The sequence below is a fragment of the Lacihabitans sp. LS3-19 genome, from assembly GCF_024343575.1.
Lineage (GTDB): Bacteria > Bacteroidota > Bacteroidia > Cytophagales > Spirosomataceae > Leadbetterella.
The window spans coordinates 16,353-36,031 of sequence record NZ_RJUA01000022.1; the positions used below are offsets into that span (position 1 = coordinate 16,353).

23 protein-coding genes and 1 pseudogene are annotated in these 19,679 nt (G+C 33.2%); 7 read left to right on the forward strand and 17 right to left on the reverse strand.

The window, feature by feature from the left end; genetic code table 11:
- Nucleotides 1–74 precede the first annotated feature (74 nt).
- Genes EGI22_RS13585 through EGI22_RS13595 form a run of 3 tightly spaced genes read left to right on the forward strand, consistent with a single transcriptional unit; the run spans nucleotide 75 to nucleotide 1,448 of the window.
- A complete protein-coding gene (locus tag EGI22_RS13585; RefSeq protein WP_255069007.1) occupies nucleotides 75–422 on the forward strand; it encodes a YciI family protein in 348 nt (115 codons plus the stop codon).
- Between the two features lie 4 nt (nucleotides 423–426).
- A complete protein-coding gene (locus tag EGI22_RS13590) occupies nucleotides 427–1,083 on the forward strand; it encodes a cyclase family protein (protein WP_255069008.1) in 657 nt (218 codons plus the stop codon).
- 2 nt (nucleotides 1,084–1,085) lie between these two features.
- Complete coding sequence (locus EGI22_RS13595) at nucleotides 1,086–1,448, forward strand: cupin domain-containing protein (RefSeq protein ID WP_255069009.1); 363 nt, start codon at nucleotides 1,086–1,088, stop codon at nucleotides 1,446–1,448.
- Between the two features lie 5 nt (nucleotides 1,449–1,453).
- Here EGI22_RS13595 and EGI22_RS13600 read toward each other — a convergent pair whose 3' ends face one another.
- Nucleotides 1,454–2,818, reverse strand: coding sequence for a glycoside hydrolase family 140 protein (locus tag EGI22_RS13600; protein ID WP_255069010.1), 1,365 nt, complete (start codon nucleotides 2,816–2,818; stop codon nucleotides 1,454–1,456).
- A gap of 148 nt (nucleotides 2,819–2,966) precedes the next feature.
- On the opposite strand from EGI22_RS13600, the gene EGI22_RS13605 reads away from it, so the two are divergent.
- The 3 genes from EGI22_RS13605 to EGI22_RS13615 all read left to right on the forward strand — a co-directional run bounded on the left by EGI22_RS13605 (nucleotide 2,967) and on the right by EGI22_RS13615 (nucleotide 4,673).
- The gene (locus EGI22_RS13605; protein WP_255069011.1) at nucleotides 2,967–3,500 is read left to right on the forward strand and encodes a phosphatase PAP2 family protein; all 534 of its coding nucleotides are present in this window, start codon (nucleotides 2,967–2,969) and stop codon (nucleotides 3,498–3,500) included.
- Nucleotides 3,501–3,599: 99 nt separating this feature from the next.
- Entirely contained in the window at nucleotides 3,600–3,833 is a 234-nt protein-coding gene (locus EGI22_RS13610; protein WP_255069012.1) for a heavy metal-binding domain-containing protein, read from the forward strand.
- A gap of 87 nt (nucleotides 3,834–3,920) precedes the next feature.
- Entirely contained in the window at nucleotides 3,921–4,673 is a 753-nt protein-coding gene (locus EGI22_RS13615; protein ID WP_369010873.1) for a hypothetical protein, read from the forward strand.
- 62 nt (nucleotides 4,674–4,735) lie between these two features.
- On the opposite strand, the gene EGI22_RS13620 is transcribed toward EGI22_RS13615, so the two are convergent.
- The 8 genes from EGI22_RS13620 to EGI22_RS13655 all read right to left on the reverse strand — a co-directional run bounded on the left by EGI22_RS13620 (nucleotide 4,736) and on the right by EGI22_RS13655 (nucleotide 11,101).
- Entirely contained in the window at nucleotides 4,736–5,983 is a 1,248-nt protein-coding gene (locus EGI22_RS13620) for a hypothetical protein (RefSeq protein WP_255069013.1), read from the reverse strand.
- A 694-nt stretch (nucleotides 5,984–6,677) separates the two neighbouring features.
- Complete coding sequence (locus tag EGI22_RS13625) at nucleotides 6,678–7,058, reverse strand: hypothetical protein (protein WP_255069014.1); 381 nt, start codon at nucleotides 7,056–7,058, stop codon at nucleotides 6,678–6,680.
- A gap of 22 nt (nucleotides 7,059–7,080) precedes the next feature.
- Nucleotides 7,081–7,287, reverse strand: coding sequence for an SHOCT domain-containing protein (locus tag EGI22_RS13630; protein ID WP_262925441.1), 207 nt, complete (start codon nucleotides 7,285–7,287; stop codon nucleotides 7,081–7,083).
- Between the two features lie 4 nt (nucleotides 7,288–7,291).
- Complete coding sequence (locus EGI22_RS13635) at nucleotides 7,292–7,606, reverse strand: HPF/RaiA family ribosome-associated protein (RefSeq protein ID WP_255069015.1); 315 nt, start codon at nucleotides 7,604–7,606, stop codon at nucleotides 7,292–7,294.
- A 23-nt stretch (nucleotides 7,607–7,629) separates the two neighbouring features.
- Nucleotides 7,630–8,136: a hypothetical protein gene (locus EGI22_RS13640; protein ID WP_255069016.1), complete on the reverse strand. Its 507-nt coding sequence runs from the start codon at nucleotides 8,134–8,136 to the stop codon at nucleotides 7,630–7,632.
- A 602-nt stretch (nucleotides 8,137–8,738) separates the two neighbouring features.
- Nucleotides 8,739–9,356: a hypothetical protein gene (locus tag EGI22_RS13645; RefSeq protein ID WP_255069017.1), complete on the reverse strand. Its 618-nt coding sequence runs from the start codon at nucleotides 9,354–9,356 to the stop codon at nucleotides 8,739–8,741.
- 653 nt (nucleotides 9,357–10,009) lie between these two features.
- Nucleotides 10,010–10,306 (reverse strand): hypothetical protein, encoded by a 297-nt coding sequence (locus EGI22_RS13650; RefSeq protein WP_255069018.1) that lies wholly within the window; start codon nucleotides 10,304–10,306, stop codon nucleotides 10,010–10,012.
- A gap of 72 nt (nucleotides 10,307–10,378) precedes the next feature.
- Complete coding sequence (locus EGI22_RS13655; RefSeq protein ID WP_255069019.1) at nucleotides 10,379–11,101, reverse strand: nitroreductase family protein; 723 nt, start codon at nucleotides 11,099–11,101, stop codon at nucleotides 10,379–10,381.
- A gap of 587 nt (nucleotides 11,102–11,688) precedes the next feature.
- Between EGI22_RS13655 and EGI22_RS13660 the strand changes: the two genes are divergently transcribed.
- Entirely contained in the window at nucleotides 11,689–12,162 is a 474-nt protein-coding gene (locus EGI22_RS13660) for a hypothetical protein (RefSeq protein WP_255069020.1), read from the forward strand.
- Nucleotides 12,163–12,546: 384 nt separating this feature from the next.
- Here EGI22_RS13660 and EGI22_RS13665 read toward each other — a convergent pair whose 3' ends face one another.
- The 8 genes and pseudogenes from EGI22_RS13665 to EGI22_RS13700 all read right to left on the reverse strand — a co-directional run.
- On the reverse strand, nucleotides 12,547–12,846 hold the full coding sequence (locus EGI22_RS13665; protein WP_255069021.1) for a DUF1330 domain-containing protein: 300 nt from the start codon (nucleotides 12,844–12,846) through the stop codon (nucleotides 12,547–12,549).
- Nucleotides 12,847–13,195: 349 nt separating this feature from the next.
- Nucleotides 13,196–13,708 (reverse strand): SRPBCC family protein, encoded by a 513-nt coding sequence (locus EGI22_RS13670; RefSeq protein ID WP_255069022.1) that lies wholly within the window; start codon nucleotides 13,706–13,708, stop codon nucleotides 13,196–13,198.
- On the reverse strand, nucleotides 13,701–14,294 hold the full coding sequence (locus EGI22_RS13675; RefSeq protein ID WP_255069023.1) for a TetR/AcrR family transcriptional regulator: 594 nt from the start codon (nucleotides 14,292–14,294) through the stop codon (nucleotides 13,701–13,703). Before EGI22_RS13675 ends, EGI22_RS13670 begins: the two co-directional genes overlap by 8 nt.
- A gap of 196 nt (nucleotides 14,295–14,490) precedes the next feature.
- On the reverse strand, nucleotides 14,491–14,769 hold the full coding sequence (locus EGI22_RS13680) for a hypothetical protein (protein WP_255069024.1): 279 nt from the start codon (nucleotides 14,767–14,769) through the stop codon (nucleotides 14,491–14,493).
- A gap of 154 nt (nucleotides 14,770–14,923) precedes the next feature.
- The gene (locus tag EGI22_RS13685) at nucleotides 14,924–15,826 is read right to left on the reverse strand and encodes an alpha/beta hydrolase-fold protein (RefSeq protein WP_255069025.1); all 903 of its coding nucleotides are present in this window, start codon (nucleotides 15,824–15,826) and stop codon (nucleotides 14,924–14,926) included.
- A 407-nt stretch (nucleotides 15,827–16,233) separates the two neighbouring features.
- A complete protein-coding gene (locus EGI22_RS13690) occupies nucleotides 16,234–16,836 on the reverse strand; it encodes a hypothetical protein (RefSeq protein WP_255069026.1) in 603 nt (200 codons plus the stop codon).
- Nucleotide 16,837: 1 nt separating this feature from the next.
- Complete coding sequence (locus tag EGI22_RS13695) at nucleotides 16,838–18,670, reverse strand: hypothetical protein (RefSeq protein ID WP_255069027.1); 1,833 nt, start codon at nucleotides 18,668–18,670, stop codon at nucleotides 16,838–16,840.
- Nucleotides 18,671–19,310: 640 nt separating this feature from the next.
- Nucleotides 19,311–19,679 (reverse strand): annotated as a pseudogene (locus EGI22_RS13700) (IS110 family transposase); the annotation flags it as partial.

The following is a 19,679-nucleotide window of genomic DNA, read 5'->3' on the forward strand; positions in this document are numbered from 1 at the left end:
TTAACCTTACTTAATTAAGAAAATATGTTTTAATATTGCTAAGCCTTTTTTAGTAAAAAAGTAATTAAAAAAACATGGAAAAATATCTCCTAATAGTAAGAGAAAACCTTGCAAAGATTGGGGCTTTAAGTGATGAAGACAGATTTGCGGCTGGCCCTGATATGATGCCTTGGGTGAATGATTTAATAGAAAAAGGAAAATACATAACTGGCTCTCCTTTGACAGTTTCGGGCAGCTATGTGAGTCAAAATGGTGTAAAAACTGAAGGTGATTTTTTAACAAATTCAGAAGGAATTTCTGGTTTTGACATAATTTGGGCCGAAAATATGGAAGATGCAACCGCCATAGCGAAAGATTGTCCCATGGTAAAATGCGGTCACTGTGTTAGAGAAGTTAGAAAATTTATAGCATTACCCGAATAATATTTTGAAAAAATACATAGACCTGAGCCATACTATCGAAGTTGGATTGATTACCTACAAAGGACTTCCAGCACCCATTATTTGTGATTACCTGAGTCGAGAAGATTCCAAAAATATTTATGGCGATGGAGCGGAGTTTCAGATAGGAAAAATAGAAATGGTGAGCAATACTGGCACATATCTAGACTGCCCGTTTCACCGATACGCCGACGGAAAAGACTTATCAGAAATAGCTTTGGAGGCACTTATTGATTTGGATGCTGTTCTTATCAAAATTCATCACAGCAAAAAGCTCAACATCACCAAAGAAGATTTGGTCGGTTTTGATGTAAAAAACAAAGCAGTGCTTTTCTGCACGGGCTGGTCGGAATATTGGAATACTGACCAATACTTTGAGCATCATCCATTTCTAACACAGGATGCGGCGGAATATTTAAAAAATGCAGGTGCAAAATTGGTCGGCATAGATTCGCATAATATCGATGATACGCAAACCAAAAGTCGACCTGTTCACACTGTACTTCTAGGTGCTGAAATATTAATAGTAGAACACCTCTGCAATCTCGAAGCCATACCCGAAGGACCATTTAAATTCACAGCCCTACCACCTAAGTTTAAAGGCGTGGGCACATTTCCAGTAAGAGCAGTAGCAAGTATATAATTATGCAAAATGTAAATATTACCGAAAAACTAAGTCTTTTCTCAGATTATTGGAATCCAAAAATCGTTGGAGAATTGAACGGCCAACATGTAAAACTCGTAAAACTAAAAGGCGAGTTTGTTTGGCATAGCCACGAAAATGAAGACGAGATGTTTTACGTTTTAAATGGAACGCTTGAAATGGAATTTAGAGACAAAACTGTATCAGTAAACCAAAATGAATTCATAATAGTACCCAAAGGCGTAGAACACCGACCTGTAGCCAAAGAGGAAGTGAGTATAATGCTTTTTGAACCCGCTACAACATTAAATACTGGAGATGCAGAAAGTAATGAACTGACCAGGAACGAATTGGAGAAAATCTAATATTCTCACAATCGCTCATAATTCTTAGCAACATCGTCAACTACCAAAACCCAATCTTGCCCATAACCCGTGCTTGGAGGAGTGAAAAGTTTGGTGCCTTTATTCCCGAATTTGCCTGCATCAGTAACTTTTCCGTTACGAGGATTGTACCAAAATGCGGAGAGTTCATTTCCAGATATTTTTCCAAGATTTAGTGTAAAAGGTTTTCCGTAAACTGTATAAATATAAGCATAATCATTTCCTTTTGTGGCCTGAATACGTTCGTGGGTTGGTAAATCGTTTTCTACAACCAAACTTTGATCAGGAATTCTATCCAATATCGGCCGAGATGCTATCAATTTTTTTAGATATTTTACCTGCTGTGCCGCTGGCAAATCCAATGCAAATTGCCAATAATTTTTCGGACCATTTACCGCTTCAGTTTTGGGAGAATACATTTGCCAGATATCATGACAGCCATAAGTAAACCCAAAAGCCCCAGCAAAAACATCCAAATAAATGGCTTTTCGGACGTCGTAGGCACTTGTGGTTCCGTTTTCGGTTGCATTAAAACAAACAGGATGGTCTTCATATATCGGCTCTCCATCTATGGTTGGCTTTGTGGGCAATCTATCGTACGAATTTTTGATTCGATCATATACCGGAATGTCACGGCAGTGCCCAGTTTGGAACATATTGAAATCAAACCAAGGCGAATTATGAAACCACTCACTCGCTCCTGCATCATTTGGCTGCGGATGATAGCTAATCACTCCTTTATCATTTCCTCCCAATCCTTCCACTACGCCTGCGGCCATAGCTTCCCAGATTGCTACGTCATTGCTGCCAGGTCTTGGGTTGCGGTCGCCACCTAAAATCCATACAATATTTGTGCGGTTTTTATAGCGATTGGCTATCCATTGTCCATAAACCTTAGCATTGGTTTCATTAAATATTTCGGGGCCAGAACCCCAACGATCTTTGAAAATTTTGTCGCCCCAAGTAGGTAAAAGGCCAATGTTGATTCCTAGTTCATTGGCTTTTTCTATTATAAAATCTACATGTTTAAAATACGCCTCGTTGGGCTGAGTCGGGTCATTGTTTATCAGCGGTTTATCTCCGTAAGCATTCGGTTTGTTCAAGCCGTCCATTTCGGCCAATGCTACTGCTTGCACCAAAGTAAATCCCTGCGTGGCACGTTTTCCAAGATAAAAAGTCGCCTCCTCACGGTCAAGCCTGTGGAACAATTCCCAAGCGGTATCGCCCACCCAAACAAAAGGTTTACCATCTTTCATAAGGTACCTTTTGTTAGTACTTACTCTGAAACTTTGAGCAAAGGTGAAATGAATTGCAAAAGCTAAAAAGAAGAAAAGTCCAAGAGATTTTTTCATAAAAAAAGAATATTATTTAAGGTTATCAAAAATAGTTTAATCTTTTGGTTTTTAAAGAATGGTTTTGGCGAAATTATTTTTTCAAACAAAACTGAGGACCTAAAATATAATTCGCCTAATATTGTTAATCAAAACAAAAAATATTCTTTTGAAATACTCCTATTTGTGGTTATTGGTCTTCTCTCTGAATTTTGGTTTTGCACAAAAGACTGGCAGTGAAATATCAGGTGATATTTTATCAAATGCTCTTCCAATTTCAGCATTTGCCACCACATTATTTTTCAGAAATCAACAAAAAGGCACCTTGCAATTCGCCGAATCTATGGCGACATCTTTTGTGGTTACGCATAGTTTGAAGCGAATTATTGACAAACCTAGACCCAATGGCGGGAGATTTAGCTTTCCTTCTGGGCATACTTCTTCGGCTTTTACGGGTGCGGCATTTTTACAAAGACGCTATGGCTGGAAGATCGGCCTTCCCTCCTACTTATTGGCTTCTTATGTGGGATATACAAGAATAAAAGCCCGAAAACACGACATCTATGACGTAACCGCTGGGGCAATTGTTGGAGTTGGGAGTGTGTATTTATTTACCAAACCTTATAAAAACCCCAACAATACTTTTTCGATTAATAAAACCAATGATACTTATTGGTTAAATGCTTCATTTCGAATAAAGTAAATATCCAATTTTTAAAATCTGAATAGATTTATAAATTGATTTGGGTAAATATATTTGCCAAAATCTCTTATGTTTGTACACAAAAAACTTAAAATCAATATGAAAAAAATAGCAGTTCTAGCATTATTTATTGCCTTTGCGGCGGCATCATGTTCAACAGAATCAAAAACTGAGGAAGCTAAAGAAGAACAATTGGCAGAAGTGTACGCATGCCCAATGCACCCAGAAATAACTGGCATAAAAGGTGATACATGTTCGATTTGTCACATGGATTTAACCCTAAAAGGTGAAGAGATGCATGGAGACCATATGGACTCTACAATGAGCCACTGATATCAGAATCGAATAACAATTAAAGGGTAAAATCACATTTTATCCTTTTTTTATTTTCAGATAATTTTAAAAGACCAATTCTTAAAAATGAAAAAAGGGGAATTTCATAGAAAAATAAGAAAATCGCATCGCTGGTTGGGGGTCATATTGGGTGTTCAGTTTTTGTTTTGGACTGTCGGAGGTTTGTATTTCAGCTGGTCTGATATGGACGAGATCCATGGAGATCATCAAAAAGCACATATTCATCCCTTGGGAAGCAATCTACACCTCCAAAACCCGCAAGAAATAATAGAGAAAATCAAAGAAAAAGATACAGTAAACTTCATTTTTGATATTAAACTCATTCAGGTTTTTCATAAACCCGTTTATCAAATCACCTATTCTGCTCAGCACGACAGAGCAAAAAAAACACAACTGGCGAACGCTGAAACTGGCGAATTAAGACCCGCTCTTTCTGAAAAAGAAGCTACGCAAATGGCACAGGAGGCATTTTCTAATGATGCAAAAATAGAAAAAGTAGAGTATTTAGAAACTACCAATGGCCATCATGAATACCGAGAGTCGCCTTTGCCAGCTTATGCGGTCACCTTTGTACATCCAAGCCACACCACAGTATATGTAGCTTCAGAAATGGGAACTGTGCAAAAGTTCAGAAATAACAAATGGCGAGTTTTCGATTTCCTTTGGATGTTGCACACGATGGATTATAAAAGTCGGGACAACCTTTCTAACATACTCCTACGGGCCTTTTCTATTTTTGGTTTGTTTACAATTGCCTCTGGCTTTACTCTGTTTTTTGTTAGCAGGAAAAAACCAAAAAACAATAAAAACCAAATCTAGTTTTTTCAATTACTTATTTAGAACAAAGGCTTTTTTATAATTTGGTTTGTTCAACATAAAACTCAAATTGCATTTTGTAATAAAACAGCCCAGGTTGCTTTGGTCTTTTCAAAATCGTCGAAATGCTTCTTTACATTTTTTCTATATTTCTCAAACTCGACGAGTATTTTGTTAAATTCATCAGTTTTAAAAAAGGAACAAAGCTTTGGAATAGTATAGCTCAGATTCGTTTTCATGGTCTGCATTGTAGCTTCAAAATTCTCATTTTCAGTCACATAAACCAAAAGAGGCTTATATCTAACCCAACCGATGGTGGCTTGCACAAAACGATTCAATATCTCCGGACTGGTATTTTCAATGGCCTTTAATTGTACAGGTAAAACACCGTTCAGAAGGTTATTGTACATCGAGAAGCCGTCGTGAAAAGTATAACAAGGCACTTTTAGCACTTTTAGATCAGTAAGAGCTGTACTCATGAAAGTATCTTCGCCTCTGGCTCCCGGAGGATTATAAAATGGCGGAAATTTCTTGTAGTTCTTCAGATTAAAACAAAGGTTGGCTCCAGAAATAAACTTCATGCCGTTTGTTTCCTCAACTTCATAAGAACGTGAGGTATTTAGTATATTTTCGTCTGCATAAGTTACTCCTTTTTGGTTTATGATTATTTGCTTCATTTTATCCCACGAAATGATGTCATTGCTAAGGGCATCAATGAATAATTTGAAGTCGTTTTCTGTAAGGTTTTCATCAAACTGAAGATATGGAATAGGCGAAATATAACCGCAGTGCAAGCCATGCGTTATATCTGCATCTTTATTAAACTTCAGGTGAGTTACCAATATTTTTTGCCCCATCCAAAGGAGATTGTCATCAGAGTTTTTGTAGGTCGCTAACGGATATTCATCGTCGTCGATAAACAGCAACTTGTCCATTTTGAGCTTGATGGCAAAGTAGGTCAAGATATTTCTCTTTTTGGCAAATCCTTCTCCAAATAACAAACTACAGTCTTCTGTATTTATTGGGATATTTTTTTGATTTAGATGCTCTATTTCGGCATTTACTTCATTTACTCCGTAGAAATGTATCGAATCTACCAGATCTTTCAACGCCAAAGGTACATTTTTATAGTCATTGGTATTGGTATTTTTGTATCGTAAATCGTAAGAAACTAACACGTGGATTCTGACATTTTTGTTGTTAATAGAGCCATGTTCTGCCCAATTGTTTATATAGGTTTTTAAAACGTTTTGAAATAATAAACGACCAGTAACAAACCCAATCGCTATATTTATTATTTTCGGTTCACTCATTTTTAATTGTTTAATATTTTAGAAAATCCGTAAAAAATCAAAGTGTGTATCAATCAGAATCTCAAAGGCTATCCAAAAGCCAAAAAGGTATAAAGTCTACCCACAAAAAAAAGTAAACAAACGAAAAAGAGACATAATAAACAGCTAATAACCAAGGAATAAATATCCTAATTGGTAATTGATTGAAAGTATTGTAATAGCCCAAAGGCCAAATGCAAGCTAATTTGAATTTGATAGGAAGAACGAGTTTTTTTCTAAAAATTATATTAGAAAAAATCAGGAACTACAGCAAAACTTCTAGGAATTGGCGAAACAATAAATACTGCTGAGAAAAACAATTTCGATTTGATATTTATATTAAAATAGCTAAAAAACTAAATCAAAGAATTCGATCAATACAAACTTGTTTGTTTTTAATTCATGTTTGAACTTGCAAAATCAAATGCTGGTAAATTTCCAAAATTTTGCTTGGCCATTTCGTAATGGTGAGCGGCAAAGGTACAAAAGTTTATCCATGACCTGACCAAAAAGAATTTTTAAAGCCTATTTATAATCTTTTTACTATTTCTTGCGAATGATTTAAATAAAAAAATCATGCTTGAAATAGAAAATAGCTAGGACAAAAAAAACTGAACAATAAATCGCTCAGTTTTCTTAGCCAAAAAATAAAATAGGCATTCATCGAAAACTCTCCCTAATTCATTTCAAAATGTTTTTTCACGTAGGCATTTTTCTCATTGTCAGTCATTTTATCGGCAGGTTCTACGTCAAACTTAATGTCTTTATAATGCAAGTCTAGTTGTAAGTAGTTATAAAGTTCTGTTTTGGCATTCGTAGGCCCAAAAAGTAGCACTTGGTCGTATTTCAAAATCTCCTCAGCAATCTCATTATAGTAAGCCTCTTGCAATTGTTGCCTTTTGTTGTGCATTAAATTTTCATTTTTGCGAATGGCTTCATCCATAGTTTCGAATGTAAATTTAGAAACTATAGAATGATTATTTTCTATAGCATCAATATCGATAAAATTAGCTTCAGCATGATCCATCCAAATGCCTAAATTTTTATTATTTTCCATGATTTTTTAGTTTATTTAGTTTCTAATTTTCCAAAAGTTTCTTCTTTTCCAGATAGTCTTCTTTACTTATTTCGCCTTGGGCAAAACGTTTCTTCAATATGTCTAATGGCGAGTCTTTTTTGGCTCTTTGACCTGGAATATTATAAGGTGTTGCAAAAATCCAAAAGATTAAAATACACCATACAAACCACCAAATAAGATGCATGCCGCCAAAGTGATAATTCATCATAATTTTAATGGTTTTGGATTTTCCCAATTATCGTTTCTAAAGAGGCTTTTAGTTTCTCAACAGCACCTGATATGGCTTTTTCTACCACATCGCCTTTGTCTGACACTGCTATGGGTTGTCTACCTTCTATGCGAGCCTCAAGTGTACAAAGTATATCCTTTGGGCCATCTTTTTTGCCATTTTGATCCGCTATATGAGCCTCTATCCTAGATAATTGAGAGCTAAATCTCTTTAATTCTTTTTCAATCAGAGATGTAAAATATTCTTCGTGTCTTTCGTCTCCGTTGATGGTTTTGTCGGTATTATATTGGATTATCATTTTCCTAATTGTTTATAATTTTATTAATCTTCGTCTAAATCACTGTGAGCATCGCCACCCAGGCTGTAATAGTTATTTTCTTCGTCCTCACTTCCTACGCTTTCTTGTTGGTCATCAAGTTCCGATCCTGGCACGTCCAAGTCATCCCCAGACATATCATCCTCAAAACCTTTTTCGTTCATTAAGCCTTTTTCAACATTTGGGGATTTCTTTTTAGATAGATCACTAGGATTCATATCCATTTCTTTTTTGCCTTTTCGGTAAATATCTTCCGACGCTGGATAAAGCGGATAACCTGGAAAATTCTCAACTTTTGCCTGATTATTGGCACTAACATGCGTTTCGGCATATTCACCTATCAAGTCTACCAGAGAATTATAATATTCCTCTAGATTCTTAACATTTATTCCCTTTTCATCTGATGTTTTTACGGGCATTTCAGCAATAAATTTGGTAAGTTCAGGAAAATCCTTTTGGATCTTCATTGTTATGTTTATAATCTCTTTGTCCCAATCTCGGTTTTGTTCCATTTCTTTTTTTGTTTACTTCTTATCGAAAAACCGCCTTTCGACATTTCTCAGATACATTTTCTTACCGTCTCGTTTTTATTTACAATTCGATTTTATTCAAACTTTCGAACAATAAAAAACTTTCTTGAACAGCTTTGCGAGAAAATCTCCCTTGAAGAATTGTTCATTTTTGTAAAGCTACCCCAATGCCATCGCATAAGTGTTACACAATTCGTGAAAATGTTTGCATAATTGCCACATTTTAGCATGTTTGGGAATGCTTCTCTTAAAAAGCAGAATCAAATCACATGGTTTATTCTTCAGAATTTCGAAGAGATAAAGTTCATCTTTAAAACTTGAAATATTTTAAAGAATAATGTGCTAGGAGATGGATTTTTTGGAAAAGCAGTTAAAAAAAATTGCCGGATTTTTAATTGTAAAGAGGATTTTAGAATTGAACAGCATTTTAATCGAAATAAAACCAAAGGGTTGTGTTAGAAAATTCTTTAAAAACAAAGTTTCAATTTTAAAGGACCATCCTCTCTAGTGAATTTATAATGCATATAAAAAAGTCGGCACGCCTTATTCAACATGCCGACCTATAGAATTCCTTAATTTACTTCCTATTTTTTGAATTTTATACCGCCTGCTGTTTTACCCGCTCCATACACAATACCATCAATCTCTTCTTTATCTTTCTCTGCATCTTTCACAAGTTTCTTAACAAACTGTGAGACATCTTCTTCGATTGAATTATTAACTAAACCACCTGTAAGAGCAGATTTCATCTTAAATCCACCTTTTTTTGAATTTAAAACCTCATAATCTAACAATGGATCACTTAAAATATAAATTTCAACACCCTCAATTTTTTGCACCCTCGCCAACATTTTTAAATCAGCTTTTGGTTTTTTGAATTTTACGGCTACAATTTTTTTGCCTGAAGAATAAATAATCGCATCAAACTCATACTTTTCATCTTTGGCTTCTTTGATTGCTTTTCTTACAAATTGCCCCGCTTTTTCACTAACGCCTTCATTTACCAAGCCACCCGTCAACAAAGAGGAGGCTTTTAAACCCGTACCAACATCGAATACGACATCATAATCATTTAAAGGTTCGTTCATAAAATAGACCTCTATACCGTCTATCTTGTTGACTCTAGCCAAGCCTTTTTTACTTTGAGAAAAAGACAGTGACCAAAAAGCCATCATTACTAAGGTTAAAATTGTTTTTTTCATTTTACTTTTTTTTTTAGGTTTATAATTCATACAACACATACACAATTGTTAATGAGTACATTATAAAATAATATACTTATGGAACTCCTTCGAAATATCTGCCTCGACAAATCATCAGACTTATCGAAACGAAATCAAAACAACACAGGTAAACCTATAAAAGGTCTAATTTCAGATTAAGAAAAACAATTAAAAAAAACAGGATTGGGGAAGCTTGCTCTTCCAGTGAAGTTTCTTATAATTTTCATGTCTATTTGTTAATTTTATTTTTGTTTTGTCGTGTTCACAAACCTATATATTATTCTGATTATTTCCTCAAAAAAAATCCAATTTTTATTGAACAGAAGCCTAAAATTCAACAAAAATTCACTTTTTCATAGACTTAAATCACACAATATCAACTACATACAAATACCAAAAACAACAATAATTGACTTTCATCTCAAAATATTCTGAAAGAAATTTGGAAGATAGATTGTGAAGATTTCCAAACAGAATCATAAGCAGCCAAATCATTTGAAAAATAAAATAATGAGGATAGAAAATCCTATTTTTACATATCCTCGACATGTCCTCCGGAATATGATGAAGTGCTGAAAGTTGGATTTTGAACGCTGGGTAATTTTAAAATTTTGTATAAATGATTTACAATTTCATATTAGCTTACTAAATACCCTATCAACCAGAATGTCAAAGGTCATCCAAAGTACTACCAGTATTGTTAGCAAATTTATAATCGTAAATGATTTGAAATACCTCCTCCGAAAAGCTTCGGACTTGCTGTTTATCTTTTTAGCGAAAAATCTAGAAAAAATTGGAACCAGCGACAATATCAATATCACAATAATACCCTGATAAAAACCAGTGATGGTAATACCCAAAAGACTGGCTACAGCAATTGTAATGGTAAATAGCAAAGCTGTTTGAGAGCCAATATTAAAAGTCTTCATTGGACTTTAAATCAAAGATATTGTGCTAATTTACAAGTGATTATCTTCTAAAATGAAAATTCTTTATCTTTTCTAAATCCTACTATAAACTTCCTCAAAAGGCACTCTCATCCTATCGCCCCAAACGCCATTTTCTGCTCTTATGCCACAGGAAACTACCATGTTTATTTCAGCTCCCAAGGGTAGATTCAAGATGTTTTTTACTTTTCTACTATCAAAACCTTCCATCGGACACGTGTCGTAATGCTCATTGGCCATGGCCAACATAAACGTTTGGGCAGCCAAAGCACAGGTTTTATGTACAACTACCCTGACGTCGTTTTCAGACACTTGATAAACGATCGCTCTGAAAAGCCCAACAATGTTTACCATGATTTTTCTGAAAAGCCCCAAAATCCCCAAAAAACGAGCGTACAAAAACGGAATCACTTTTCCATAGTACATGTTCCAGGTTTTTATTCTTTTGGCTTGTTTGGCTTCAGGGCTATTTTTCAGGACATTTTGTGTTTCCAAGTCCATCATTTGTTTAGCTCTTTGGCTATACTTATCCTGCCTCGTCACAAAAACCACCATTTGTTGGGCAGATACTGCAGCAGATTGATTCAAACATGCCACCGAAAGTTGTTTCAGCGTTTCAGCATCTGTGACATGGTAAAACTCCCAAAGCTGCATATTGGAGCTATTTGGAGCCAAAGTTGCGAGTTCTAAGCAATTTTTTACAATCTCTGCATCTATCGCTTGATCTTTGTAAAGTCTTACCGAACGCCTGTAATTCACTATTTCTTCTAAAGTCATTATTGTTTGTTGATTATGCTTTTTTAAGATATTTTGGCAAAATTAAGATTCAAAATGAGTTTTTAAAAACTATTAGTAATCCTACAATTCGCAAAATGAGCCTTATTTGGTAAAGGTATTGCTTCGGGCAGATGTTTGATAGAGTTTAGTGTGTTTTGTTTTCTAAAGCAATATTTGATTAAAATTATCAGTGATCAAAAAAATCTCAAATTGAATATTCAATTAAGGAAAATGAATCCATCAAGTTAAAATTAAAAAATTTAATACTTTTTTTATTAGGCTCTCAATGTCCCGACAGGAACGTGATATTATTGTAAAGATTTTGAGAAGAAATAGCCTTACCATGTATTCTCAAAACTGCTAAAAAAGGTAAATTTATATCTGCGAAATTTGATGCTAACACTTTTAGCAAAATTCATAGCATTCATTTTATATTTCATAAGTTCGAGTAATTCTCAAATAAAAACCTGGCTCCAAAAACAAGAAAAATAATAGCAGCTCATGCCTCAAAAAAATAATAATTTTTTTTAGATATCATAAACCAAAAAATATATTTGTGGTTAATAATGAAAAACAAAATTTATTTTATGATAAAGAGAAATTTACTTTTATTTTTAATTGTCTTGATTACAAACTCATGCAGTTCATTATTTGACGGATTGTCTGATTTTGGTGAATGTACACCTGATGGCCTTTGGTATTACTACGAATTTGGGGACAGAGGTCCATACGAAATCCGAATCAAAGGCAAAGATGCTTATTATGAGAAAGTTGGACGAGACTCTAATGCTGATAAAGCCATGAAAGCTGGATTTGTAACTTTTGAAGACAAGGTTATGAAAAATATAAAAAGAAATGGAACCAACAATGGGAATAGCGTTTATGTAGCTGATATATTAACCTATTCGTTAGACGCCAATACAGGAAAAGTGACTGGTAGTTTTTATGATAGCATTACAATGGAAATTCAAACCCTCAACACTTCGCAATTGCAATGTAATAATTTGTATATTACTGATTCGGATGGGTATGGCTTTTTTGTCGAGAAAATTTCTGATTGAAACCAACAAAATTTGGACTTTTTCAATTAGAATGAATAACTCAAAAATGTTTGATGTGCGAGGATTAAACATTTAAAACAACAATTCTTCCTTTTCTTTTTTAAAGGGCTAAATTTATAGCGTTTAATAAAAATACTAATTCTTTCTTCAACATGTTCTTAACGACATGTCGAAGAAATAGGATTCGGATATTTAATCCGAATCCTATATTCCCTAGACTAAAGGCTAAAATTATCACCAAATGTATGTATTTATTGATGCTATGCTTGTACAATAAAGCTTTAGAAAAATAGGGTAAAAGTGATTAAAAACCCTATTTTGTTTTGTTCCGACATATCCTGAAAAGGCATAGTGAAGAGCTTAGGTTTAGTGTTAAATTGAATGCTATAAAGCTTCACAAATCATCAAATCCACCTCTTGTTTGTAAGCTTTTTTTCGAAGGTCGTTCAATGCATTAAATTCTTCACTTGCTATCATGTCTTTAATATTTTGAGCAGAAGGAAATTCAAAAACAGCTATAGCTTTTATGCCACCTTTTCCCATTACCTGGTCCACCGTCTTCCATCTTTGCATTCCGCTACCTCCAAATTTTGCAAAAATCCCAACGATTTGAGAAAGATAGGATTGAAAACTTTCTTTATCCTCAGTATTAGGTATGGCGTTAACTATTAAGAATGTTTTCATTTTGAATTTATTAGTATAACTAAAGTTTCGGCGTATATTAAAGTACTAAAAATCAATTATTTAATATATTGTCAAAATTTTAAAATGCTAAATATCAGTATTTTGATAATTTCTAAATAAATACTTATTGGTCCTTATATTTTTTTTGCAGTCCGTTGTAAAATTTCGCTTCTAAAGGATTTTTTATAGTCCAAAACGTTGTTAGCGAAATTTACAGGCGGACGGCTAGTCAGGATCATTGCAAAAAAAGTGTTTTTTTTGATTCTTTTTTTTCAAAAAAAAAGAATGCCCGCCTGGCAAGGCACACAAAGTAAATAATTTATTACTGTTTTTAACCCCAAAACTTTAGTTAGTTTAATTTTTGAACAGCTGTCAAATCCAACTTTGTTTTTTCGTTTACGATAGTCCCCGTTTCTATGTACAGTTTATGACCAGCCATAATACCGTCTACCAATTTGGCATTCATATTTTTCATCATCAGGCTATTCATAATATCAAAAAATCCGTTTTTCATAGTATAAGTCATCGTGCCAGATAGCATCGTTTTGTCACCGCTATTTCTGATAGCAAGGTCCATTGCCATGGTATCTATTCCTGGCATTTTTTTTAGTTCGGCCACTTCTATTTTTATATTCTTTCCTTCATTCCATTCTGTTACTTTTTCTTCGGCACTGGCACCCATCATTGTAAAATCGCAATGTCTGGTAGCTCCGATACCTTCTTTTTGACTTGAAGTAATGAATGATTTACTCACAGCTGGATGACCATGGCAGATATTTCCAAAATCTGCTAATGCTTTCCAAACATTTTCTTTGACTTGGTCAATCTCAATCTCTCTTTTGATAGTAGTAATTTTAGGCATTTTGGTTTGGCTTTAAATTGTTAAATAATAAATTAATAGTTAGAATACTTTGATCAATATTTTGTGAACTTTTGGCTATGGTTAGCACTCCGTAAAATGTAGAATGCAGCAATTCTGTAATCTGCCTTGCGTCCAATTCTCTATTCATTTCTCCGTTTTCTTGGGCTTCCATCACGGTCGGCACTATGGCATCAATAAATTTTACAAATTCTTTGCTGCTCTCTATTCCGACCAATTCGCTCACAAAACCCATTTCCGACATTATATTGTTGATAAAACATCCGGTGAAATTATTTCTTGGTTGTGCTTTCAGCATTTTGTGATAAAACATTTGCAATCTTTCAAAAGCCGAATTTTGACCATTGGGCTCCAGCTCCGACTTAATCCGCTTCACATTGTTTTCTCCATACAACAGCACCGCCTCTATCAAAAACTGCTCTTTACTTTTAAAAGCATTATAAAAAGCACCTTTCGTCATACCCGTAACCTTGCATATTTCGTCCACGCCAAGATTGCTGTAACCCTTGCTGCACAACAAAGCCATTCCGGTTTTCAGTACGTTTACTTTGTCATGTTTAATGTTCATCTTTAACTCAATTTGGTATTTGAAAAGACAAATGTAATCAAACAGAACGGTCGGTACAATTAAAATTCAATTTTTTTTATGATATTATTTGGTAGGCAAAAAAGTGATTAATTCTTTATGAGGTAGGTTTTGATATTTTCTTTGGAACGTGGGGAAGAGCAGATTACTTTATAAAATACAGTGAAAGATCCTTTATTTAAGCCAAATACTTGGCTTCCAATATTTTGCCCTCTTCATTTTTATTACAAACTCCACAAAATTCGGCTTCATTATAAATATTGTTGCACCATTTGCAGCCTTTGGGATTCCGTAAACCAAAATTAGAAATAACAAAATATCCGAAAAAAGTGCTGATTATCAAACAAATAGGAATTGCTATAAAGAAATTTATCTTTCGCTTTTGGCTCTCTTGCTTGCACATTAAAACGATTAATACCAAATATCCAATAGCTAAAACTACTGCCAAAATTGCCATTTTTATTAATTTAATAATTGTTGTTTGATTATTCTATAAATTGAATTAATGATGGATTTCGAATAAATGGCACATGACCAGATTTTTCACGTTTTATTTGAAAATACACATCTCCCCTTCATTAATATTTCTTTTGGAACATGAGGGAGGGCGATTAGTTAATTATAAGAAAATCTGCTAATGAGGAAATGTCGATGGCACAATGACCACCATACAAAGGGTGCCAATGCGTTTTAACTCCTTTTGAACTTGCAATGTTAACAAGGGCTTCTGTGCCTTCATAATTGCCATATTTATCATATAAGCCACAGGATAGATACAATTCTGGATAGTGCATATTGGCTTTTTTTATTAAATCAATTGGAGAAATTTTTTTCCATTCTTCCTCATTTGAGACGTATTTTTTTGCCATTAAATATATGCCGAGTGCTATTTTAGGGTCTGCCCCAGTTCGTTTCATTGCAGCTTTTATTTCATTAAAATCTGAAAACGGAGAATCTAAATATACACCAGGACACAATGATGCAACTCTCGAAAACAATTCAGGATGATTAAGTCCTAAGATTAAAACATTCAAACCACCCATGGATTCACCAAGCAAAATTCTATTTTTTGGTTTAGCTATTTTGGATTCAATTAGCTGCAAATTGGATATAAAGTCATCCATTAAGCCACTTTCAATCAATGAGTTTTTGGGTGTTATTAGCCATTCAGGGCCATAAGAAATTAGCACTACTGTTGGGGGCTTTTTATTTGTTTTTTGCCAATATGACTGAATCAATGATGTAAAATATGTGTCGTCATTCCAGATTGTATTATCTAAGTTTCTTCCATGAAAATGGTAAATGATATCCTGATTAACACCAGTGCTAGCTCTGTATATTGTAAAACTCAAATTGCCTTTTGTAAATGTTTCTGATTTTGATGGAGTAAAGCTTACCTTTTGAACCCCGTACGGACTTGTTAGTTTTCCGCAAATCATATAAATACCTATTAAAAGGATTAGAAAAACACAAAAGATAATTATCTTTCTAATAGAAATATTTATTGATTTCATATTCTGTTTGGTTTTGGTACTTACTAATATTAAAACAGTTAACTATCAGGTCATTTTTAAATTCCTACAATTAATTCTCAGAACATCACGACAAAGTATTTTTACAGTTTCAATAAATACATCTTCCAGTTTCATTCTATAAATTATTTTAGGGTGTCTTCTAAACTTCTAAGTAACGGTTGGGCTTTAAGTAGTGCGATTTAAAAGCTTAGACGCTCGCATACTTTATAGCCAAATCTTTGTTTTGGATCCTTTTAATTACTTCCATAAATGTGCCAAATCAAAGATTTGGCAGTTTTCCAAATTGCGATATACTTTGAAATTGCTCATATCTTAGCATTACTTCAAGCCTTGTGTTATAAATCGGCCTTTTTATTTCAATAGATTTTAGACATTACTAAATCTGTTTAACCCACAATCATACTTTTTATTTTTTTTGCACTTTCTGGAAAACTATTCCCATTATCCATCCACAATGAAAAATTCATGGAGTCAAAAAAATAAGAAGGAGAAATTTTAAATTCTCTTATTTCAGGTTTACTATTAAATATTTTTGGTAGAATTTCATTAATAAACCACGAATTGTGAGTAAAAAACAATGATTTTTTGCTACCAGTTATAGCTAATGGAGAAAGTAATAACTCCTTCATATCAGGGTCATAATCTTCTAAATTGATAATTTCTTCTATCAAACTAAAATCTAAATTTTCTGATAGTTGCAAAGAAAAATCATTCAAAGTTGGAATAAAATTGTTGCTGTAATCTGGCAAAATGTGGTCTTGTTCACACAAGTCTTTAACATTAATTATTTTCCCATCGCTGTTCTTCAATGTTTCACCAAAAATTGGAATAATTACTCTACGAACTCCCCACAAAGTATGTAAAATTCTATGTCGATTATCACTGCATAGTTCTTTAGTAGAATCAATAAATGAATGAATAGGCAAATAATCATTCACCGTTCCTCCTCTTCTTCTTACAGAAAGTTCTGAGTGTTTAAATGCGTTCATTTTATGGTTCCCAACATTCGTTTTCATTTGACAAATTCTCAAAATCGAAAGAATCGATTTGATTTTCGTATTTTATGATATTATGAAAACTCAAATTTAGTATATTTAATAATTCACTTGCTGTTTCTTCAGAATCAATTTCCGGAAACGAATTAATATCGTCAGTGTTAAAGTGCTTTTTGAAAAAAGTCCTTAGTTCAGATTTAATTTCATTAACATTTTCCTCGTACATGTAAAACTCAATTAGAGCACTACCTTTTAATTTTCTCAAGGTCTTTAAATCAGAATTAGACTTAATACTTTGTGCATCCTTTAAACTACTTGTAGTATTTATTAATGTTCCATTAGTTATTTCAGCAGAGTAGCCATCATCATTGTAAAAAAAGCCGATCTTATGAACAGCATATTGCACACTACTATTAGATTCTTTAGGCCTTTTTAGGATATTAGGTGTTAAGTAAGGTAAAATTTCTTTGTTGTATCCAATTGAATTAAAGACTGCCTTTGAGTTTGTAGTAATGTACTTAAACCTACCAAAACTAATTTGTTTCTTATCTGATAATACAAAGGATTTGTCGTCAATAAATCTTTCTCTGAATTGGTTATAAATAGATTCATTCACCAAAACAATGGCATCAAATTTAAATTGAGAATGAATTATATCCTTGCTTTTGATTAATAAGTCATGTCTTATCTCAATAAATTGATATGGAATGTTTTTTTTTGCTAAATGACTATTAAATAATTCTAAATTTTCTGGATGTATACCAATACCCTCATCACCATTAACATCATAAATATTTTTTTGGAGTACCCCTTCAACTTTGGAACCAGAAATATCTTCTATTATTTTCTCTATAACTCTCTGATTATTAGGCTGTAAGTTGTCGAATCTTAAGATTGACGAACAGATTACTTCATACCAAAGTTTGTCATTTTTATTTATTGATAAATTCTTGTTGCTTAAATTTTGAACAATGTTAAAAACTTGATTTTTCAACTTAAATCCATGATAGTTAATGCATGCTAAGCTGCAAATTTCATTAATCAAGTATAAACTACAATTGTTTGATATACTCCAATTTGATAAGATGTTAATTAGAGAATTAAAAAAGTCCTGATTAAAAGACACTTCACTTAATGGATTTATTATTGCGAAAATTTGCTTTTCTTCAAGACATAGTTTTTCATTGGCTATATTTTCTAAAAAATCAAAATTAAAATCTTGATAAAAGTAAAATTTAGATAAAAATAGGACAGTGAAAAAATAATTTAAATCAGTTTGAACTTTATGAGTTACGTATTTGTGAAATTCACTTATTACAAATTGAGTCGAATACTTATTGATATTATGTCTTTTGAAATTAACTAAGTCTTTTCCAATATGACCTGCTAAATCTAAATCAATATTATATTTTTGATAATAGGTATTTTCTAGTTTTTCGAGCTCAGGAAGAATTACTTGTAGCGATCTTTCCCATTCTGAATTAGATAAATTTATATTCTTTAAATAGGTATCAAACAAAAACCATATTTTATCTTCTAAATGCTGTATTGTGGACAAATATGTCATAAAAAAGTTTGGTTTTATTTCCATTAATTCCTGAGTAAAGTATCTAAATTTACCATTTGCCCTAACTGAGGAACCATAACTTTGAGATATTAAAATACCTCCGATAATTATATCTTGAAATATTTCTTCATTATTTTTTAATTTTTCTTTATAGATAACCTTTGATTCCGAAATTTTCCAACATATATCGTCAATTGCTTGCAAATATTCCCCTTTGTTTTCAATAGTATCTTGAATATTTTCTATGTTGGTTTGCGACATTATTTTCAAAGCATCGTTTAGTTTTACTTGATCGTATCTGCTCCAAGGATCATTCAAATTCTGGAAATAACCAAATGTTTCCCAAAATAAGCCTTCTTCGCTTTTTGAGTTGTTGCCTAAATATTTGCTTTCATGAAGCTCTTCCTTCTCTGCCATAAAATGGTTGAATTTTTAAATTAGTAATTTGGTTAATTATCAAATTCAGTCGAAAACTTAAGTTTTTAGGAGTGTATTCGGTGAATAGTACATTTGGTTATATTCTTAATTCGTTTATTGCTTGTGACTAACGATTTTACGTCGAATTTAGCCAATATTTGGTTAATGAACAAAAAATCCCTTACCCAAATATATTGAGCTATTTTGTAAAACATAATTTAAAAAATAATCGAATCAGGAGCATGCTTTTGGAATTAATAAATATTGTGAACGGGGTAGCTTAAAGCTCCGCCAATTTTCTTTTGACAATGCTCCCATCTCCAGGATTCTGATCGGGCTAACATTTCTGCATGCACCAATTAGTAAATCGAGCTTTCATTCGATTAATATTTTTACGCTTTTGGTATTTCTACCGTTAGCAAGTTTTCTTTTTTTGACCCAAAAATGTCGGATTCTGACTAACGTTTTTGTTTTGTATTGATAATCAAGTACTTGTAATGTTCAGTTCGGCATTAGTTAGTCCAAATTTATCAATTTGTTTTTGAATTCTTTTGACCAAACCTAGTTTTCTTTTTTGGTCTAAAAACAAATAGCCTTCGGGGTTTATGTATCTGGTGCCTTTTGTTACCATATTCCATACTATCACGGCCAATTTTCGTGCTGTTGCACTTATAGCTGACACCCTCCCTTTTTTAAAACTGATTCTTTGGAAAAAATCCCTTAATGGAGTGGAGTCTTTTAAATTCCCAATTGCATTCGCCGCATTTCTTAGGGCTATTTTTAGCCGGTTACTTCCTTTTGGGACTTTACTTGATATTATTTTGCCACCAGTTTTCTTATTGTTGGGTGCCAG

Excerpts from the sequence above, each read along its gene's own strand:
- EGI22_RS13670 (WP_255069022.1), bottom strand. The coding sequence starts at position 13,708 with ATGCCTAAAATTACTACTATCAAAAGAGAGATTGAGATTGACCAAGTC.
- EGI22_RS13695 (WP_255069027.1), bottom strand. The coding sequence starts at position 18,670 with ATGTCGCAAACCAACATAGAAAATATTCAAGATACTATTGAAAACAAA.
- EGI22_RS13630 (WP_262925441.1), bottom strand. The coding sequence starts at position 7,287 with ATGATGAATTATCACTTTGGCGGCATGCATCTTATTTGGTGGTTTGTA.
- EGI22_RS13600 (WP_255069010.1), bottom strand. The coding sequence starts at position 2,818 with ATGAAAAAATCTCTTGGACTTTTCTTCTTTTTAGCTTTTGCAATTCAT.
- EGI22_RS13635 (WP_255069015.1), bottom strand. The coding sequence starts at position 7,606 with ATGATAATCCAATATAATACCGACAAAACCATCAACGGAGACGAAAGA.
- EGI22_RS13680 (WP_255069024.1), bottom strand. The coding sequence starts at position 14,769 with ATGGCAATTTTGGCAGTAGTTTTAGCTATTGGATATTTGGTATTAATC.
- EGI22_RS13655 (WP_255069019.1), bottom strand. The coding sequence starts at position 11,101 with ATGACTTTAGAAGAAATAGTGAATTACAGGCGTTCGGTAAGACTTTAC.
- EGI22_RS13610 (WP_255069012.1), top strand. The coding sequence starts at position 3,600 with ATGAAAAAAATAGCAGTTCTAGCATTATTTATTGCCTTTGCGGCGGCA.
- EGI22_RS13625 (WP_255069014.1), bottom strand. The coding sequence starts at position 7,058 with ATGGAAAATAATAAAAATTTAGGCATTTGGATGGATCATGCTGAAGCT.
- EGI22_RS13640 (WP_255069016.1), bottom strand. The coding sequence starts at position 8,136 with ATGGAACAAAACCGAGATTGGGACAAAGAGATTATAAACATAACAATG.
- EGI22_RS13675 (WP_255069023.1), bottom strand. The coding sequence starts at position 14,294 with ATGAACATTAAACATGACAAAGTAAACGTACTGAAAACCGGAATGGCT.
- EGI22_RS13665 (WP_255069021.1), bottom strand. The coding sequence starts at position 12,846 with ATGAAAACATTCTTAATAGTTAACGCCATACCTAATACTGAGGATAAA.
- EGI22_RS13585 (WP_255069007.1), top strand. The coding sequence starts at position 75 with ATGGAAAAATATCTCCTAATAGTAAGAGAAAACCTTGCAAAGATTGGG.
- EGI22_RS13685 (WP_255069025.1), bottom strand. The coding sequence starts at position 15,826 with ATGAAATCAATAAATATTTCTATTAGAAAGATAATTATCTTTTGTGTT.
- EGI22_RS13650 (WP_255069018.1), bottom strand. The coding sequence starts at position 10,306 with ATGAAGACTTTTAATATTGGCTCTCAAACAGCTTTGCTATTTACCATT.
- EGI22_RS13615 (WP_369010873.1), top strand. The coding sequence starts at position 3,921 with ATGAAAAAAGGGGAATTTCATAGAAAAATAAGAAAATCGCATCGCTGG.
- EGI22_RS13645 (WP_255069017.1), bottom strand. The coding sequence starts at position 9,356 with ATGAAAAAAACAATTTTAACCTTAGTAATGATGGCTTTTTGGTCACTG.
- EGI22_RS13595 (WP_255069009.1), top strand. The coding sequence starts at position 1,086 with ATGCAAAATGTAAATATTACCGAAAAACTAAGTCTTTTCTCAGATTAT.
- EGI22_RS13660 (WP_255069020.1), top strand. The coding sequence starts at position 11,689 with ATGATAAAGAGAAATTTACTTTTATTTTTAATTGTCTTGATTACAAAC.
- EGI22_RS13620 (WP_255069013.1), bottom strand. The coding sequence starts at position 5,983 with ATGAGTGAACCGAAAATAATAAATATAGCGATTGGGTTTGTTACTGGT.
- EGI22_RS13690 (WP_255069026.1), bottom strand. The coding sequence starts at position 16,836 with ATGAACGCATTTAAACACTCAGAACTTTCTGTAAGAAGAAGAGGAGGA.